General features: G+C 67.7%; 19 protein-coding genes and 2 tRNA genes. 15 read left to right on the forward strand and 6 right to left on the reverse strand.

What is annotated here, in order from left to right:
• Positions 1-81 precede the first annotated feature (81 nt).
• Together AB0I88_RS08880 and AB0I88_RS08885 are read left to right on the forward strand one after the other, a co-directional pair.
• Positions 82-597 (forward strand): DciA family protein, encoded by a 516-nt coding sequence (locus AB0I88_RS08880; RefSeq protein ID WP_361020346.1) that lies wholly within the window; start codon positions 82-84, stop codon positions 595-597.
• A gap of 33 nt (positions 598-630) precedes the next feature.
• Complete coding sequence (locus AB0I88_RS08885) at positions 631-1,104, forward strand: hypothetical protein (protein ID WP_361020348.1); 474 nt, start codon at positions 631-633, stop codon at positions 1,102-1,104.
• A 107-nt stretch (positions 1,105-1,211) separates the two neighbouring features.
• On the opposite strand, the gene AB0I88_RS08890 is transcribed toward AB0I88_RS08885, so the two are convergent.
• Positions 1,212-1,778, reverse strand: coding sequence for a hypothetical protein (locus tag AB0I88_RS08890; RefSeq protein WP_361020350.1), 567 nt, complete (start codon positions 1,776-1,778; stop codon positions 1,212-1,214).
• Between the two features lie 546 nt (positions 1,779-2,324).
• Here AB0I88_RS08890 and gyrB point away from each other — a divergent pair.
• From gyrB to AB0I88_RS08940, 10 genes are all read left to right on the forward strand, one after another.
• A complete protein-coding gene (gyrB, locus tag AB0I88_RS08895) occupies positions 2,325-4,277 on the forward strand; it encodes a DNA topoisomerase (ATP-hydrolyzing) subunit B (protein WP_361020352.1) in 1,953 nt (650 codons plus the stop codon).
• A gap of 145 nt (positions 4,278-4,422) precedes the next feature.
• Positions 4,423-6,900, forward strand: a complete 2,478-nt coding sequence (gyrA, locus tag AB0I88_RS08900) for a DNA gyrase subunit A (protein ID WP_361020659.1) — start codon at positions 4,423-4,425, stop codon at positions 6,898-6,900.
• A 3-nt stretch (positions 6,901-6,903) separates the two neighbouring features.
• Positions 6,904-7,809, forward strand: a complete 906-nt coding sequence (locus tag AB0I88_RS08905; RefSeq protein WP_361020354.1) for a DUF3566 domain-containing protein — start codon at positions 6,904-6,906, stop codon at positions 7,807-7,809.
• A 75-nt stretch (positions 7,810-7,884) separates the two neighbouring features.
• Positions 7,885-7,958, forward strand: a tRNA-Ile gene (locus tag AB0I88_RS08910).
• Positions 7,959-8,055: 97 nt separating this feature from the next.
• The gene (locus AB0I88_RS08915) at positions 8,056-8,184 is read left to right on the forward strand and encodes a DLW-39 family protein (RefSeq protein ID WP_211304171.1); all 129 of its coding nucleotides are present in this window, start codon (positions 8,056-8,058) and stop codon (positions 8,182-8,184) included.
• Positions 8,185-8,195: 11 nt separating this feature from the next.
• Positions 8,196-8,268: transfer RNA gene (locus tag AB0I88_RS08920), tRNA-Ala, on the forward strand.
• A 137-nt stretch (positions 8,269-8,405) separates the two neighbouring features.
• Positions 8,406-9,119 carry a hypothetical protein gene (locus tag AB0I88_RS08925; RefSeq protein ID WP_361020356.1) on the forward strand — a complete coding sequence of 238 codons (714 nt, stop codon included), beginning with the start codon at positions 8,406-8,408 and terminating at the stop codon, positions 9,117-9,119.
• 177 nt (positions 9,120-9,296) lie between these two features.
• The gene (locus AB0I88_RS08930) at positions 9,297-9,533 is read left to right on the forward strand and encodes a hypothetical protein (protein ID WP_361020358.1); all 237 of its coding nucleotides are present in this window, start codon (positions 9,297-9,299) and stop codon (positions 9,531-9,533) included.
• A gap of 47 nt (positions 9,534-9,580) precedes the next feature.
• Positions 9,581-10,252: a DUF6461 domain-containing protein gene (locus AB0I88_RS08935; RefSeq protein ID WP_361020360.1), complete on the forward strand. Its 672-nt coding sequence runs from the start codon at positions 9,581-9,583 to the stop codon at positions 10,250-10,252.
• 93 nt (positions 10,253-10,345) lie between these two features.
• Positions 10,346-10,864, forward strand: a complete 519-nt coding sequence (locus tag AB0I88_RS08940) for an NUDIX hydrolase (protein ID WP_361020362.1) — start codon at positions 10,346-10,348, stop codon at positions 10,862-10,864.
• Here AB0I88_RS08940 and AB0I88_RS08945 read toward each other — a convergent pair.
• The gene (locus AB0I88_RS08945) at positions 10,747-11,286 is read right to left on the reverse strand and encodes a hypothetical protein (protein ID WP_361020364.1); all 540 of its coding nucleotides are present in this window, start codon (positions 11,284-11,286) and stop codon (positions 10,747-10,749) included. The genes AB0I88_RS08940 and AB0I88_RS08945 overlap by 118 nt on opposite strands.
• Positions 11,287-11,383: 97 nt before the next feature.
• Here AB0I88_RS08945 and AB0I88_RS08950 point away from each other — a divergent pair, with 97 nt between their 5' ends.
• Positions 11,384-12,172 (forward strand): NAD(P)H-binding protein, encoded by a 789-nt coding sequence (locus AB0I88_RS08950; protein ID WP_361020366.1) that lies wholly within the window; start codon positions 11,384-11,386, stop codon positions 12,170-12,172.
• Positions 12,173-12,478: 306 nt separating this feature from the next.
• The gene (locus tag AB0I88_RS08955) at positions 12,479-13,030 is read left to right on the forward strand and encodes a YbaK/EbsC family protein (RefSeq protein ID WP_361020661.1); all 552 of its coding nucleotides are present in this window, start codon (positions 12,479-12,481) and stop codon (positions 13,028-13,030) included.
• Between the two features lie 29 nt (positions 13,031-13,059).
• Here AB0I88_RS08955 and AB0I88_RS08960 read toward each other — a convergent pair whose 3' ends face one another.
• The 4 genes from AB0I88_RS08960 to AB0I88_RS08975 all read right to left on the reverse strand — a co-directional run bounded on the left by AB0I88_RS08960 (position 13,060) and on the right by AB0I88_RS08975 (position 16,422).
• Complete coding sequence (locus tag AB0I88_RS08960) at positions 13,060-13,701, reverse strand: DsbA family oxidoreductase (RefSeq protein ID WP_361020368.1); 642 nt, start codon at positions 13,699-13,701, stop codon at positions 13,060-13,062.
• A 1-nt stretch (position 13,702) separates the two neighbouring features.
• Entirely contained in the window at positions 13,703-14,146 is a 444-nt protein-coding gene (locus AB0I88_RS08965) for a SufE family protein (protein WP_361020370.1), read from the reverse strand.
• A 117-nt stretch (positions 14,147-14,263) separates the two neighbouring features.
• On the reverse strand, positions 14,264-14,656 hold the full coding sequence (locus AB0I88_RS08970) for a CBS domain-containing protein (protein ID WP_361020372.1): 393 nt from the start codon (positions 14,654-14,656) through the stop codon (positions 14,264-14,266).
• A 32-nt stretch (positions 14,657-14,688) separates the two neighbouring features.
• On the reverse strand, positions 14,689-16,422 hold the full coding sequence (locus AB0I88_RS08975) for a proline--tRNA ligase (protein WP_361020374.1): 1,734 nt from the start codon (positions 16,420-16,422) through the stop codon (positions 14,689-14,691).
• 101 nt (positions 16,423-16,523) lie between these two features.
• Here AB0I88_RS08975 and AB0I88_RS08980 point away from each other — a divergent pair, with 101 nt between their 5' ends.
• Positions 16,524-17,294 carry an SGNH/GDSL hydrolase family protein gene (locus AB0I88_RS08980; RefSeq protein ID WP_361020376.1) on the forward strand — a complete coding sequence of 257 codons (771 nt, stop codon included), beginning with the start codon at positions 16,524-16,526 and terminating at the stop codon, positions 17,292-17,294.
• Positions 17,295-17,311: the final 17 nt, after the last annotated feature.

Consider the following 17,311-nt stretch of genomic DNA (forward strand, 5'->3'; position numbering starts at 1 on the left):
GCTCGGGAGCTTCACGGGGCTGAGCGAGGCACTGAGCGCGTCACGCGTACCCCTGGGGGAGGCCCGGACGATCCACAGGCTGTGGAGAACGACGGCCTTGCCGGACCCGAACTGGCCCGGGCCGTGCTGGATGCCGCGCTCGCGCGGCGGCGCGAGGCCGCGCGCAGCCCGCGCAAGCGCACCGGAACCGGGCAGGGCAGTGGGCGACGGTTGCGTGGCTATTCCGGTCCGGGACCGGATCCGCGTGATCCACAGCTGTTCGGTGTGATGCTGGAGCGCCTCATGCGGGCGCGTGGCTGGGAGAAGCCGAAGGCCGAGGCCACCGTTTTCGGGTCGTGGGAGAAGGTGGTCGGGCCGGACATCGCGTCGCACAGCCGTCCGGTGAAGCTGGAGGGCGGTGTGCTGACCGTCGAGGCGGAGTCCACCGCCTGGGCCACCCAGCTGCGGTTACTGGCCGCCACCCTGCTGCGGAAGATCGCCGGCGAGGTCGGCAACAACGTGGTCACCCGGCTCAACATCCACGGGCCGGCGGCGCCGTCGTGGAATCGCGGTCCGCGCCGGGTGCAGGGGCGTGGACCGCGGGACACCTACGGCTGAAACCGGATCGGCGTTTAGTGCGTCTGATCTCACATGATCAAGCTGCTGCGCCGTGTCCTGGTTCTGGTCTTGCTGGTGCTCGCCCCGGTTCCGGTGGCGGCGCGACCGGCGTGGGCGTGTTCGTGTGCCTCGGGTTTCGACCCGCTGGAGAACGCCGATGTGGCCTTCGTCGGTGTGGCCGAGGAGGTGGACGACCGGCTGCTGGGTACGAGCGTGGACGTCCGGTTCGCGGTCGAGTCGGTGCTCAAGGGTGACGCGGGTGACTCGGTGACGCTCGTTACCAACAAGGACGAGGCGTCCTGTGGATACGGGTTCGTCGAGGGCGGCCGGTACCGGGTGTACGCCGTCGACGGTCAGACGAACCTGTGCGACGGCAACGAGCTGCTGGCCACCGGGGTGAACGTGGACAGCGACGGGCGGTCGCGGATCTTCTGGATCGGTTCGGTGCTGGTCGTTGTCGCGGTGGTGGGCGGCGTGACCTGGTTGATCCGTAACCCGCGGAAGTAACCGACGGCCGGCCTCTGCCGGCCCGGGTTCTCAGCGGTCGGTTTCTCAGCGGCCGGGCTGTCGGTGGCCGGGCTCTCAATGGCCCGGGCTGTCGGTGGCCCGGGCTGTCAGTAGTCGGCGAACACCGCGAAGCCGCGGTCGGCGCAGCGGCGGTAGAAGCCGGCCAGGACGGCCAGCTCGGTGCGCGCGAAGCTCCAGTGCGGCGCGTTGCCGGCGTCGTCGCGCAGCGCGGCCAGCCGCTGGTCCAGCCAGCGCAACTGCTGGTCGGCGAGCCGGCCCGCGGAGATCGCCGTGCGCATGACGTCCGTGACGGTGTCGAAGGTGACCAGGTCACCGTGTTTCTCGTGACCTTCGACGAAACGTTCCAGGCCGCCGGCGATCCAGGCGCAGCCGTCCGGGTCGATGACCGGGTCCTCGTCCTCGGCGGCCGCGTCGGTGGCGTAGAGGACACCCTCCAGCCCGAGGAGCAGATCGACGAGCTCGGTGTACGCGGTCGCCCGTACCGTGCCGGTCTTGGCGATGTGCAGGGCCAGCGCGCCGGTGGGCGCGGCGATCTCGGGACGATCGGCGATCGTTCCGAAGTCGACGAACTCGGCGGGTGCCACCGGGTCGTAGTACTGGTTCGTCCGCGGCCAGTGCACCGCGACGTTGTCCAGGCCCTTGTCGTGCGCCATTTCCGGGGCCACCCCTTCTCGACCTGCCCTGCGACCGCCCGGCCATCCTCGGCCCGCGCGGGCCGAGGTTACGACACAGGCGCGGGACACTGTCGAGCAGTGTCGCAGTGAGTGCGGGCCGGGCATCGCAGGCGCGCCCGAGCGGCGAAACTGCCGCAGCGTTTGCCATTGCGCGGGGCACCAGTGGCGTGTAGGGGATTACGTGGGTAGCGCCTCAAGTCGCGCTACGGCACTCTCAGGCACCCTGAAGGGGTGCCGGACCCTCGCCGATTCGCTCCGGCGGAGTAGAATCGACGGCGACCGGGAAAACTGTGCTTGACGGTCGGGTCGGCCCCCCTGCCAGCCTGCATCGTCACGCTATGCGGTTTTTCCAGCCGATCACGATCCGCGGGTGGTCCGCGGCGACCGGCGCGCACGGTTCCACCGGTGGTCCGCAACTCCCCGCGGGGTCATCTCCGGTTCCTCGTGTGTGCCTGTGCCGTCGCCGGGCCAGCCCGCCAACCCCGTTGCGGGGCCTTTCGGCCCGGCGCGAGAAAGTGGCCGAGGGTGTCAGAGAATCAGCAGGAATACGGTGCCGGATCGATCACCGTGCTCGAAGGCCTTGAAGCGGTCCGCAAGCGTCCCGGTATGTACATCGGTTCCACCGGTGAGCGAGGTCTGCACCACCTGGTCTGGGAGGTTGTGGACAACGCCGTCGACGAGGCGCTGGCCGGCTTCTGCGACACCATCGACGTGGTCCTGCTCGCCGATGGTGGTGTCTCGGTCACTGACAACGGCCGTGGTTTCCCGGTCGACCTCCACCCGCAGCTGAAGAAGCCGGGTGTCGAGGTCGCGCTGACCGTGCTGCACGCGGGTGGCAAGTTCGACGGCCAGGCCTACAAGGTGTCCGGTGGTCTGCACGGCGTCGGCGTGTCCGTGGTGAACGCGCTCTCGACGCGGATGGCTGTGGAGATCCAGAAGGACGGCTTCTGGTGGCGGCAGAAGTACGAGTACTCCGTTCCCGGCGAGCTGGTGAAGGGTGAGCCGACCGACGACCTCGGCTCGACCGTGCAGTTCTGGCCGGACCCGGAGATCTTCGAGACGGTCGAGTTCGACTACCAGACCATCTACCGGCGTCTGCAGGAGATGGCGTTCCTCAACCGTGCCCTCACCATCAACTACATCGATCAGCGGCCCGACCAGGTCGGCGACGACGGCGAACCGCGCAAGGTCAGCTTCATGTACGAGGACGGCATCGCCGACTTCGTGCGGCACCTCAACGCCACCAAGAACGCCATCCACAAGACTGTGATCCAGTTCGAGGCCGACGCCCCCGAGGAGGGCATGGCGGTCGAGATCGCAATGCAGTGGAACGAGTCGTACGGCGAGTCGGTCTACACCTTCGCCAACCGCATCAACACCCACGAGGGCGGCACCCACGAGGAGGGCTTCCGCGCCGCGCTGACGACCATCGTCAACAAGTACGGGGTCGAGAAGAAGTTCCTCAAGGCCGACCAGAAGCTGTCCGGTGAGGACATTCGCGAGGGTCTCGCCGCGATCATCTCGGTGACCTTGGCGAATCCTCAGTTCGAGGGCCAGACCAAGACGAAGCTCGGCAACACCGACATGAAGAGCTTCGTGCAGAAGGTCTGCAACGAGCAGCTCGCCGACTGGTTCGACCGCAACCCGGCGGACGCCAAGCTGATCATCACCAAGGCGGACCAGGCGGCCCGCGCCCGGATCGCCGCGCAGCAGGCCCGCAAGCTGGCCCGGCGCAAGTCGCTGCTGGAGTCCGGTTCGATGCCCGGCAAGCTGGCCGACTGTCAGTCGACCGATCCGCGCGAGACCGAGCTGTTCATCGTCGAGGGCGACTCGGCCGGCGGTTCGGCCAAGTCCGGCCGGGAGAGCCGCATCCAGGCGATCCTCCCGATCCGCGGCAAGATCCTCAACGTGGAGAAGGCCCGGATCGACCGGGTGCTGAAGAACAACGAGGTCCAGGCGCTGATCACGGCCATGGGCACCGGCATCCACGACGAGTTCGACATCTCGAGGCTGCGGTACCACAAGATCATCCTGATGGCCGACGCCGACGTCGACGGCCAGCACATCCAGACGCTGCTGCTCACCCTGCTGTTCCGTTTCATGCGGCCACTGGTCGAGCAGGGGCACGTCTACCTGGCCTCACCGCCGCTGTACAAGATCAAGTGGAACAAGCGGGGTGACGACGCTCAGTACGCGTACTCCGACCGCGAGCGGGACGGTCTGATCGCTCTGCGCCAGCAGAAGAAGGCGAATGCCAAGCCCGACGACATCCAGCGGTTCAAGGGTCTGGGCGAGATGAACTTCCACGAACTGTGGGACACCACGATGAACCCGGACACCCGCACGCTGCGCCAGGTGACGCTCGACGACGCCGCCGTCGCCGACGAGCTGTTCAGCGTGCTGATGGGTGAGGACGTGGAGGCGCGGCGGTCGTTCATTCAACGCAACGCTAAGGACGTCAGGTTCCTGGACATCTGAGTCCGGTGAGCCGTATCCACAGCGTGCAGCGCATTTCCACAACGTTATCCACAGCTATATGCCCGTTCTGGTCGTATTTGCCTGGCATCACCTTGAGTAAGGGTTAAAAGTGACTGACACTCCCGAGCCCCCCGACGGCGACGAGATCCAGGACGATGCCGGCGGCGGTGTGACCCAGCGGGTCGAGCCGGTCGGCCTCGAGGTCGAGATGCAGCGCTCGTACCTCGACTACGCGATGAGCGTGATCGTCGGCCGTGCGCTGCCCGACGTCCGTGACGGCCTCAAGCCGGTGCACCGCAAGATCCTTTACGCGATGTACGACGCCGGATTCCGGCCCGACCGCGGCTACGTCAAGTGCGCCCGCGTCGTCGGCGACGTGATGGGCAACTACCACCCGCACGGCGACTCGTCGATCTACGACGCCCTGGTCCGGATGGGCCAGATCTGGTCGCTGCGGTACCCGCTCATCGACGGCAACGGCAACTTCGGCTCCCCGGGCAACGACCCGCCGGCCGCCATGCGGTACACCGAGTCGAAACTGTCCCCGCTCGCCATGGAGATGCTGCGGGACATCGACGAGGACACCGTCGACATGCAGGACAACTACGACGGGCGTACCAAGGAGCCGACGATCCTGCCGGCCCGGTTCCCGAACCTGCTGGTCAACGGTTCCGAGGGTATCGCGGTCGGGATGGCCACCAAGATCCCGCCGCACAACCTGCGCGAGATCGCGGCCGCCGTCCAGTGGCAGCTCGACAACCCCGAGTCGGACGAGGCCACCGCACTCGAGGCGATGCTTGAGATCGTCAAGGGCCCCGACTTCCCCACCCACGGTCTGATCGTCGGTCAGTCGGCGATCACCGAGGCGTACCGGACCGGCCGCGGATCCATCCGGATGCGTGCCGTGGTCGAGGTCGAGGAGGACCAGCGCGGCCGGCCCTGCCTGGTGGTGACCGAGCTCCCCTACCAGGTGAACCCGGACAACCTCGCCGAGCGGATCGCGGAACTGGTCAAGGAGGGCAAGCTCACCGGTATCGCGGACATCCGGGACGAGTCGTCCGGCCGTACCGGTATGCGGTTGATCCTTGTGCTCAAGCGCGACGCGGTCGCCAAGGTGGTGTTGAACAACCTCTACAAGCACACCCAGCTGCAGGAGACGTTCGGCGCCAACATGCTGGCGCTGGTCGACGGCGTGCCCCGCACGCTGAACCTCGCCCAGTTCATCCGCTACTACGTCGACCACCAGATCGAGGTCATCCAGCGGCGGACCGCGTTCCGGCTTCGCAAGGCCGAGGAACGCGCCCACATCCTGCGCGGTCTGGCCAAGGCGCTGGACATGCTGGACGAGGTCATCGCCCTCATCCGGCGTTCGCCCACGGTCGAGGACTCCCGTCAGGGCCTGATGCAGCTGCTCGACGTCGACGAGGTCCAGGCGACCGCGATCCTCGACATGCAGCTGCGCCGCCTGGCCGCCCTGGAGCGCCAGCGGATCGTCGACGAGCTCGTGAAGATCGAGGTGGAGATCGCCGACTTCAAGGACATCCTCGCGAAGCCGGAACGGCAGCGGGCGATCATCTCGGACGAGTTGGCCGAGATCGTCCAGAAGTTCGGAGATGACCGGCGTACCCAGATCATCCCGTTCGATGGTGAGGTCTCCATGGAGGACCTCATCGCCCGGGAAGACGTTGTGGTGACCATCACACGTACTGGTTACGCCAAGCGCACCAAGGTCGACATGTACCGGTCGCAGAAGCGTGGCGGGAAGGGCGTGAGCGGCGCCTCCCTGCGGCAGGACGACATCGTCTCGCACTTCTTCGTCATCTCGACCCACGACTGGATGCTGTTCTTCACGAACAAGGGCCGGGTGTACCGGGCGAAGGCCTACGAACTGCCCGAGGCGAACCGGGTGGCCAAGGGACAGCACGTCGCGAACCTGCTGGCGTTCCAGCCGGACGAGCACATCGCCCAGGTCATCCAGATCCCGAACTACCAGGTCGCGCCGCACCTTGTGCTCGCCACTAAGAATGGGCTCGTGAAGAAGACCCGCCTGGAGGAATTTGACTCCAACCGCAGCGGTGGCATCATCGCCATCAACCTGCGGGAGGATGACGAATTGGTGGGCGCGGCGCTGGTGGCTTCGGAGGACGACCTGTTGCTGGTCTCCAAGAAGGCCCAGGCCATCCGGTTCAACGCCACCGATGAGGCGCTGCGCCCGATGGGGCGTGCGACCTCCGGTGTGATCGGCATGCGGTTCGGCGACAACGACGAACTCCTGGCGATGGAGGTCGTCCGTGAGGGTATGGATGTGTTGGTCGCCACCGATGGTGGGTATGCGAAACGCACGCCCATCGAGGAGTATCCGGTGCAGGGGCGTGGCGGTAAGGGGGTGCTGACCGCCAAGATCACGGAGCGTCGTGGTGGACTTGTCGGCGCTCTGGTGATCAGCCCGGAGGATGAACTGTTTGCCATCACCAGCAATGGTGGTGTCATCCGGACTCCCGTGAAGCCTGTACGGCGCACACGGGATCGGAACACAATGGGGGTCAAGCTGATGGACCTCCCTGAAGGTGTAACCATCGTGGCGCTTGCTCGCAATGCCGACGAGCCTGACGAACAGGACTAGTTGATGCCGGAGACACAGGCGAAGTCGGGGGGCCCGGGGACCTCAGCGACTCCGGACGATGCGGCCAAGAAAGACGGCGCCGCAGCGAACGGTCGCGAGACCACAGGGCGCGCCGCTGTCCCCGCCGATGCCCCGTCCCCGCCCAAGTTCACTCGCGCGCCGGGCATGGCCCCGCCGCCGGGTGAGCCAGCCGCAGGCAGCAGTGACGGCGCGGACAAGCGGCCGGGCGTGCAGCCCGCGGTGAAGGGATCGGCCTCGGTGCCGGTCGTCACCAAGGGCAAGGGCGCTGCTCCTGGGGCGCCCGCAGGGCGTACCCCGGGAACCGCTCCTGGGGCGAGCCAGAGCGCCCCGCCGCGCCCCGCTGCCGCCGCGCCCGCGTCAGCGCCGCCGGCTTCCGCCGGCGCTGCAAAACAGCGGACCGGCACCTCCCCGACGGCACCGGCGCCCGGTGGCGCGGCAGCGGTCGGCGCCGCCCGTGTCTCGGAGGCGGTCCGTTCGGCCCGCTCCACCGTGTCGTCGGCCGCCGCACGCGGCCCTCGCCGCGCCCGGCTGAACCTGAAGCGGATCGACCCCTGGTCGGTGATGAAGTTCGCGTTCGCGGTGTCGATCGTGCTCTTCATCGTCGTCGTGGTCGCCACCTCGGTGCTCTACCTGGCCCTGGACACCATGGGCGTGTGGAGTTCGATCAACGGCAACCTCAAGGAACTGGTCACCGCGAGCGGCGGTAGTGAGACCTCGTCCAGCGGTGCGTTCCGGATCACCGCCTGGGGTGTCATCGGCACGTCGATGCTGATCGGCGCGGTCAACGTGGTGCTCTTCACCGCGCTGGCCACGCTGAGCGCGTTCATCTACAACGTGTGCGCCGATCTGGTCGGCGGTATCGAGCTGACACTCGCCGAACGGGACTGACGAAACGCATCGGGTTGCGGGGACCCCGCTTTGGAGACCCGCAGCCCGATGCGGTAACGTTCAGTCCGCAGGTGAGGGGCTATAGCTCAGTCGGTTAGAGCGCAGAGCTGATAACTCTGAGGTCGCTGGTTCGATTCCAGCTAGCCCCACGGGTGACTGAGAGGCCCCACTCACGAGATATCGTGAGGCGGGGCCACTTGTCATTCATGGTCCCTTTCCGAGCGGTGCCTAGGGGGTAGCAGTTCAGTGTTGAAGAAGCTCCTCATCATTGCCGGCGTTGTCGGGGTCGCGGCTCTGGTGGTCAAGAAGGTCAAGGCTTCCAGCGACGAGCGCGCCCTGTGGCACGAGGCGACCACTGCTCCCGACCTGCGATAGCAGCGGGTCGCGGGGCCCTAGCTCAACTGGCAGAGCACCGCCTTTGCAAGGCGGGGGTTAGGGGTTCAAGTCCCCTGGGCTCCACTTTCCAAGCCTCTCACCAGGCAAAACGCAAGGCCGAGATTGTTGGGGCCATTCCGGGACCACATCGGCCTAGAACCCACCTAGTGGCTTCAAGCTATTGTGAGGCCATCTTCAGGTGACGAAGGCGTAGGCCATTGGTGAAACGAACCGATCTCGTCGTCCCAGCCGACTTGATAGCCGGTCTACGGATTCCACCGCTGGCCATCACCGACGGTTCGGCCGATTCGGAGTGGGTCGAGGTACCGCTGAGCCACTGGCAGTTCGGCAAGCTGCGTCCGTCGCAGAGGTTACCCATGGATGCGCGCAGCGCGAGAAGCATTCGACGTGCGGTTCGGGTCGCGCCGTGGTCTGTGCTCGCCGCCGTGGTTCTCCTGATCGTCTGGTTGGTCGTCGTCAGTCTGGAGGCGTACCTGTCGTCTCCGGGCCTTTCGGTGGCGATGGCGGCGGCTTCCATCTTCGTCAGCGTCCTGTCCGTGGTACGGAACCATGGGGTACCGAAGCACCTGCCGTACCGCACCCGGTTCGGTGATCTGCGCATCCCTGAGATCCCGGTGGAGGTCGCCCAGCAATGGGTCGCCCTGAACCCAGGCGTGATCACCACCGACGAGCCGGCGCCGCGCCCGCATTCCCGGCGTTTCTACGTCGGCTGGTCCGTCGGTCTCCTGTCCACGTCGATGGGCCTCGGCGTGGTGATGGCGAACAACAGTCGCGAGGACTCCCTTCTGTTCTGGATGTTGCTGCCTGTGCTGTTCGTCATCGGCATCACCACGGCCCTGAAGATTCCGCCGCCCAGGAAGGCCGACGACGTACGGACGTGGTCACCCGTGAACGTCGACCGGCGGACGCCGTAGCGGTCGAACTCAGGGGTGGAACCGAGCACAGGGTGACCATCTTCGAGGGTGACGGTGCGCAGCGTTACATGGACGCACTACGCGGCGCAGTCGCCGCGTGCCCGGGGGAACGAGCGCCAACCATTTCCGCGTGGTCCGCGTAGTAACCCGGTGCCCTCCGCCGATCTGCGTTACCGGATGCTCGACCCGATCGGCGTGGGCGATGAAGCCCTCCTGATCGAGCAGACCGAGCCGCTCATCGAACAGCCGAAGAATCGTGAGATCCGTGCCACCGATCAGCTCGCCGTGTTCCGGGTCGGCGACACCGTGGTGAGCATGGAACTCAACGCGACGCCGTTCACCCCCGTGGTCGATGAGCCGAACATGGAACGACTGATTCGCGCTGCTCATCGACGGTTGGCCGACTGGCGGTAACCGGTATGCGGGCGTTGAAGCGGCACGAATTTTGATCTACTGGCGCGGTGAAACGCCGCTCCGCCCTCCTGCTGATTGCGCTCTCCGGACTGGCCGGCTGTGGCTCCCCCGGCGCCGCCGAACCCCTCTCCTCGGCCGGACCGCCGGTGGACTACGGCTGGCCCGCCCGGAGTGCCGACCTCACCCACGGGTTCTGCTTCACCCTGGTTCGGGGCATCAAGCCGTACGCCCTGATCGAACGACTCGGCGGGGAAGAGTTGGAGCGGGTCGAATGGCATCGGGTCGTCGGGCCCGGTGACGGGGAGACGGGCGACCCGGAACGGTTCTTCGTCGGGATCGCCAGCATCGGGGAGTGGTCGATCCTCGTGGAGGACAACGGGACACTCGGCGTCACCTCGTCGATCACGGCGCCATTGTCGGAGGACGGCGGGGAGGTCATCGCGTACCGGGGCGGCGGTGGCGGGCCCGGGCGGCTCATGATCTTCCGGGACGGGGCTGTCGTGCTCGACCTCGATCCGGCGACACCGGAGCGGGCCGACGGCAGCGGGCTGGACGAGTTTCGGTCCGAGTTGACCGCGTCGGGCCTTCTCGGGGATACGAGCGTGACGGATCCCACGGCCACGGCGCTCGGATTCCTGGCCGGGCTGACCGGCATCGCGTTGACCTTGGAGCTTCTGGAGGATCGCACATATCTGCTGGTCACCGTTCCGAAGCCGTAGGTACGCATTTGCCCGATCTGGGGCCGTGCCGGTTATCCACAGGGGAATGAATGAGCCCTGCGGTGCGCAGGTCATGCGGTTAGCCTGCATGGCGTGGACGAACGAAGACGGGCCGCCGCCGTGATCGTGCGGGACGGCCGTGTGCTGATGGTGCACGAGCGCAGCCGACGATCCGGTGGCGGTGAGTGGTGGACCCTTCCCGGCGGCGGTCTACGTCCTGGAGAGACGGCCGAGGAGGCGGTGCGGCGAGAGGTGTTCGAAGAGACCGGCCTCGTCGTCAGCCAGACGCGGTATGTGCTGGAAATGCCCTACCCGTCCGGCATGACCTCGGTCTTCGCGGTGACCGTCGCGGACGGGGAGCCGCGGGTCGGCCGAGATGACGGCTCCGGCCCCGAGCAGCTCGGCGTCGACTGGCTGCCGGTTCCCGAGTTGCCGATCGAGACCAACGGGGTGCCGGTTCCGCCGTTGATGGTGGTGCTGCCGACGCTTGCCGGTCAGACCGACGGGGTCGAGTCCACCACCGGTGCGCTCTCCGGCTCCGAGTCCGGCAGCGGTTCGGGCGCGGCAGGCAGCGTGGCCGCCACCGCACGGCGCCGCTCCAGCACGAAATAGGCGCAGGCACCGGTGTAACCCACGGCCAGCAGGCTGCCGAGCACGCGAAGCGGCACTGAGGCGGCCGGGGCCCAGGCTGTCGCAGCGGCGATCAGCGCCCAGGTTCCCAGGAGCACGGTGTTGACCGTGTCGGTCCGGTGCCAGGCGATCTGGGCCCGGCGACGGGCCTGACGTTGGATCTCCACGAGCAGGGCGTGCGCCATCACCGTGGCCAGCAGGCCCATGAGCAGGGTGGCGAAGACCGAGTGATGGCTGCCGGAGACGGATACGAGCGCGGTGGCACCGGTCAGTAACGCGAGGCCACTGACGGTCCCGACGCGCGCTTTCCGGCGGTCCTCCACAATCTCTGACGGTCGGCATGATCCGTTCGAATCTGAGGGCTTCGCGGAAATCCGGCCTTCGCGGTCCGCGAATCTGCGCACCTCTGGACCGCTTCGGGACTATTGTCCGCCCCCAGCAGTGATCCAGGCCATGTCACATCGCCGGCCCGCCGTCCGTCCCTCCCGCATGACTGACTCGATGACAGTGCTGGTGACCGGGGCGAGCGGAACACTCGGCACGGCAGTGACGCCCGTACTCGCCGCCGCGGGATTCCAGATCCGGCCGATGAGCCGGAAGGCACGGCCGGGATGGGTGACCGCGGATCTGGTGACCGGCGCCGGCCTCGTCGAGGCCGTCCACGGCGTCGACGCGATCGTGCATCTGGCGTCATCGCCCGGACGAAAGCAGCGGGAAACGGACGTGGAGGGCACGCGGCGGCTTCTCGCCGCGGCGGCCACCGCAGGGGTACGGCACGCGCTGTACGTTTCGATCGTCGGGATCGACCGGGTGCCATTCGGGTACTACCGTGCCAAACTCGCCACCGAGGCTGTTGTCCGTGAGGCCGGTGTGCCGTTCACGATCCTGCGGGCCACCCAGTTCCCATCGCTGGTCGACACCCTCTTCACCGTGTCCAGCAGGATGGGGCCGCTCATCGTCGACCCTCGACTGCGGATGCAGCCGGTCCATGTTCACGACGTGGCGCAGCGGATCGCAGGCCTGCTCGGTGAGCCGCCCACCGGGCAGGTCGTCGAGATCGCGGGACCGCGCGTCATGACTTTCGCCGAGATGGCCGGTCCGTGGGCCGCGGCGCGGGGTACGAGAAGGCCGGTCTGGTCGGTGCGGCTGCCCGGCGGGCTGGTCCGGAGCGTTCGTGAGGGTGGCTTGATCAGTACCGGCGGGTCCACTGGAACGCGGACCTGGGACGACTACCTGGCCGAGCGCTACGGTCGATCCGCCGAGGACGGATCGACCGTTCAAGGAACGTGACCGGGTGTGGTTCGGGGCTTGATCGAGGCGCTGATGGGTTTGGCGCCTCTCGGCCTGGGAGTGGCGCACCGGGGTCATCGATGACGCCCAGGAGAGGCGGTGGGCTCGCGACGACGCGGAACGGCAGGTACTGGCGGACCTCACGGCTGCGGCCAATGCCCTACGGCCAGCCTTTGAACGATGTCGACGGCGTTCGGGAGACAGCGGTCAGTGACCGTCGCGCTCCTGGGTACTGCGCGAGAGCGCCTCGGTACGGCGTACCCCGCGTGGTTTTGATCGTCTGACTTGAACGAGGATGTCGGCATGATGGGAAGCCTGCAGACCGAAATCGCTCAGACTCGGCCGGACCTGCTCGCGCCGGCGGTGGCGGAGGCGCTGACGGTCTGGCCGGCCGAGGCGCCGATCGACGCCGACCAGGTCCTGGTGGCGCCGATCGATCCCGGACTGGCGGACACGGCGGCATTCTGTGCGGCGTACGGGATCGAGCCAGCTCAGTCCGCCAACTGCGTGATCGTGGCCGGGCGCCGGGGCGAGGTCACCCGGTACGCGGCCTGCATCGTTCTCGCGACCACCCGCGCCGATGTGAACGGCGTGGTCCGGCGGTATCTGGATGTGCGGAAGGCCAGCTTCGCGCCGATGGACGACGCGGTGACCTTGACCGGGATGGAGTACGGCGGCATCACCCCGATCGGGTTGCCTGCCGCGTGGCCGATTCTGGTCGATGCTCGGGTGGTGGCCACGCCGCACGTCATCATCGGATCCGGTGTCCGGCACAGCAAGATCGCTATCGCCGGGCCGGCGCTCGGTGCACTACCGGGTGCCGAGGTGGTCGACGGACTGGCTCGCGACGTGACGTGATGGTGGTCGATCCGGTTTCACGTGAAACGTCATAGACCGACGTTGACGTCTGCCCTGCGTGCGATCTCCTCGAAGGCCGCGACCAGGGTGCCCGTTTCCTGAGCGCCCTGCACCTTGTACTTTCCGTCGATCACGAACGTCGGGACGCTGCTGATCCGCAGCGCCCGCGCCTCCTCGACGTCGGTCTGTACAGCCTTGGTGCCGGCGTCCGACTCCAGGTAGGCCTGCGCGGCGGCGGCGTCCAGGCCGATCGAGCCGGCCGTTGCCGCGAGAGCCGGGACCGAACCGATGTCGATGCCGTCGGTGAAGTGTGCCCGCTGCAGCGCGTCCAGCATGTCCGCCTGCCGTTCCTGGGTCTGCGCCCAGGCAATCAATCGGTGCGCCGCGAAGGTGTTGGCCGCGATCGCCCGGTCGAAGTCCAGGGTCAGGCCTTCGCCCGCACCGATCGCGGTGACCTGGGCGAACATCTGCTCAGCGCGGGCCGGGCCGCCGAACTTCTCCGCCATCACCTGTTTGATCGGCAGAGGCTGGAAGACTGGGCTCGGGTTCAGTTGGTAGGCCCGATAGGTGACCGTCGCGGTGCCCTCGAACGCTTTCAGAGCGTTCTCCAGCCGCCGCTTCCCGATGTAGCACCACGGGCAGACCACATCGGACCACACCTGAATATCCACGTCACTCCGTTCCGGCCGCGGTCACCTGCGCGGCGACCTGGCGCTTGAGGCGGGCGAGAATGGCCGTCCCGCCGCGGACCCGCAACGGGCTGATCGCTTGTGCCAGCCCCATCCGGGCATAGAGATCATCGGGTACGGCCAGGATCTCCGCGGTGTGTGCCCCCGCCAAGCCCTCGGCGAGGATGCCGGCGAAGGCCCGAGTGGTCGGCGCCTCCGGTGGGCAGTCGAAGTGGGCCACCACGGTGTCATCCGGCTGCACCAGCGCCTTCAGGAAGAAAGCGGTCTGGCACTCGGGGACCTGCTCCATGCCCTCATGCCCGGCCAGTTCCCCAGGCAGAGGCGGGACGGCGTCGGAGAACTCCAGCAGCATCTCGAGGACGACCTCCCGTGGGGCGGAGGCGAACTCGTCGACGATCTCGGCCAGCTTCGGTGGCATCTCAGTCACGTCATCGACCCTAACGCGCTGATCACCCACACCCGCTCGGGCGTGGTGGCCTCACGGCGAGGGCCGACGCGCCGAGACCGGGGATGGCCGGCCCCGGCCCGTCGCTCGGCTCAGGAGTCAGACGGCGGTTGATGACGTCGGTAGCAGCGCGATGTCGCTCAGACTCAAAATTCCGACCAGGTTGCGGTCGGCGTCACAGACCAGCAGACGGCGAACCCCACGCTCGCGCATCGCCTGCACCGCCTCCTCCACCGAGGCGCTCTGCTCGACCATCAGCAGCTCACGGGTCGCGATCGAGCCCAACGTCGTAGCGGTCGGTGGCAGCCGCTCCGCGAGGGCACGCACCACGATGTCCCGGTCGGTGACGATGCCGGTCATGGTCGGGCCGCTGGTCACCACCACATCGCCGATGTCCCGATCACGCATGACCTGGGCGGCCTCGTCGAGCGGGGTGTCCTCTGGCAGGTAGACCACCTGCCGAGTCATCGCATCCGCGACCAACCTGACCATGCCACCACCTTTCCGCTGCCGGTATCTCACGGTTACCCGGCCTCCGCCGTGATTACACCCGCCACGTCCACAAGGGGCACTTCCTGCCTCCCCTGATTTCGGCGGTCGCGCAACTCCACATAACCCTCGGAGAGACGGCGGCCGACCACGATCGCCCGGGGGATGCCGATGAGCTCGGCATCGGTGAACTTGACGCCCGCCGACACGTTGGGCCGGTCGTCGACGAGCACCCGCAGACCGGCCCGGGAGAGCGTGGCGCCGAGCCCCAGTGCCGCCTCCACCTGGCCGTCCTTGCCGGCAGCGACGATGTGCACGTCGGCCGGGGAGATCGCGGCCGGCCACACCAGGCCACGCTCGTCGTGGTGCTGCTCGGCGATCGCCGCGACCGCGCGGGACAGGCCGATGCCGTAGCAACCCATGGTCGGCCGGACCGGCTTTCCGTCGGCGCCGAGCACGTCGACCTTGAACGCGTCGGTGTAGCGCCGGCCCAGCTGGAAAATGTGCCCGATCTCGATACCCCGGCGCATGGTCAGCGTGCCGTCGCCGCAGGCGGGGCACGGATCGCCGGGCCGCACCTCGGCCGCCTCGATCACGCCGTCCGGCGTGAAGTCACGGCCCGCCACCACATCGGTGGCGTGCTTGCCCGCCTCGTTCGCGCCGGTCAGCCAGGCGGTGCCGGTCGACACACGAGGATCGGCCAGATAACGGATCTTCAGGTTCTGTGGGCCTATGTAGCCCTTTACCAGGTCCGGCCGGGACGCGAAGTCGTCGAACAGCACCGCGGTGGCCGGAGCCAGTGCGGCGTTGAGCCGTTTGAGATCGACTTCACGGTCGCCGGGCAGGCCGATCGCCAGCAACTCCGGCTCGCGGCCCGGATGCTGAACGGTGACGACCACGTTCTTCAACGTGTCGGACGCGGTCCAGTCGGCACGCCCCCCGAGAGCTCTCTCGTTGGCGAGAGCGACGAGAGAGGCGATCGTCGGCGTCTCGGGTGTGTCGTGTATCTCCATCGACGGCGCCGTCATCGCCCGTGCGGGCGGCGCCACGGTGGTCACGGCCTCGGTGTTGGCCGCATAGTCGCAGGCAGTGCAGCCGACATAGGTGTCCTCGCCGACCTCGGCGGCGGCCAGGAACTCCTCGGACGCCGAACCGCCCATGGCTCCGGACGTGGCCGAGACCACCGTGTGGTCCAGCCCGAGCCGCCTGAAGATCTGCTGGTAGGCGGCGCGCATGCGCCCATACACCTCCACCAGCCCGTCCTCGGTGAGATCGAAGGAGTAGGCGTCCTTCATCAAGAACTCACGCCCGCGCAGCAGACCCCCGCGTGGCCGGGCCTCGTCACGGAACTTGGTCTGGATCTGGAACAACAACAACGGAAAGTCCCGGTACGACCCGGTCATCTCCTGCACCAGCAGCGTGAACATCTCCTCGTGCGTCGGCGCGAGCAGATGGTCCGCTCCGCGCCTGTCCTTGAGAGTGAAGATGTCGTCGCCGTACTCCGTCCAGCGGCCACTGGTCTCGTAGGGCTCGCGTGGCAACAGCGCGGGGAACGAGACCTCCTGTCCGCCGGCCGCGACCATCTCCTCCTGAACCACTGCGGTGACCCGGTCCAGCACGAGCTTGCCGAGCGGCAGCCATGTGTATCCACCCGGCGCGGCGCGACGGATGAACCCGGCGCGCACGAGGAGGCGGTGACTCGGCACCTCCGCGTCCGCCGGCTCCTCGCGCAAGGTCTTGAGCAGCAAGGTGGACATCCGAAGCAGCATGCAGGCGAGCTTAGGGACCGGGTACGACGAAAACATCCGGTTATCCCGTTGTCACCAGCATCACGTTACGTTCGTCCCCCGCACGGGGGCAGACTGACCGAATGGCGTGGCGCAGTTACGTAGCCATGGGTGACAGTTTCACCGAAGGCATGTGCGATGAGTATCCGGACGGCACTTACCGCGGGTGGGCCGACCTGGTCGCCGCCCGGCTGGCGGTCGACTCCGGTCCCGGGTTCGGCTATGCCAACCTCGCGATCCGTGGCCGGCTCCTGGGCAGGGTGGTCGACGAGCAACTGGAGCCGGCCCTGGCGATGCGGCCCGACCTGGTCAGTTTCGCGGCCGGCGGCAACGACATCCTCCGCCCACGAGCCGACGCGGCCGCGCTGATCGCGCGGGCCGAGCCGGCCGTCGCCGCGCTGCGGGCGGCCGGCGCGGACGTCATCCTCTTCCGCTTCGCGGACATCGCGCCGCACATTCCGGGTGGGCAGCGGATGATCGCGCCACGTGCGGCCGCGTTCAACGACGGGGTACGCGATCTCGCCTCCCGGCACGGGGCGTACCTGATCGACCTGTTCGCCGACGAGACGTTCCACCGCCGTGAGATGTGGGCCGACGACCGCCTGCACCTCTCCGCGGCCGGCCACCGGCGAGTCGCCGGGCACGTGCTCACCGCGCTCGGCGTCGGCGTCGAGGAGGAGTGGATGCTGATCCCACCGGTCCCACAGCCGACGCCGTGGCTGCTGGCCCGCGGTGCGGACTGGCGCTGGGCCCGCGACCACCTTGCCCCCTGGTTGGGCCGTCACCTGTGCGGACAGTCGACGGGTGACCTCATCACCGCGAAGCGGCCGATGCTGGCCCCGATCGGGGAGTGACAGGCGCTAGCGTGACA

Source organism: Actinoplanes sp. NPDC049802 (assembly GCF_040656595.1).
Lineage (GTDB): Bacteria > Actinomycetota > Actinomycetes > Mycobacteriales > Micromonosporaceae > Actinoplanes.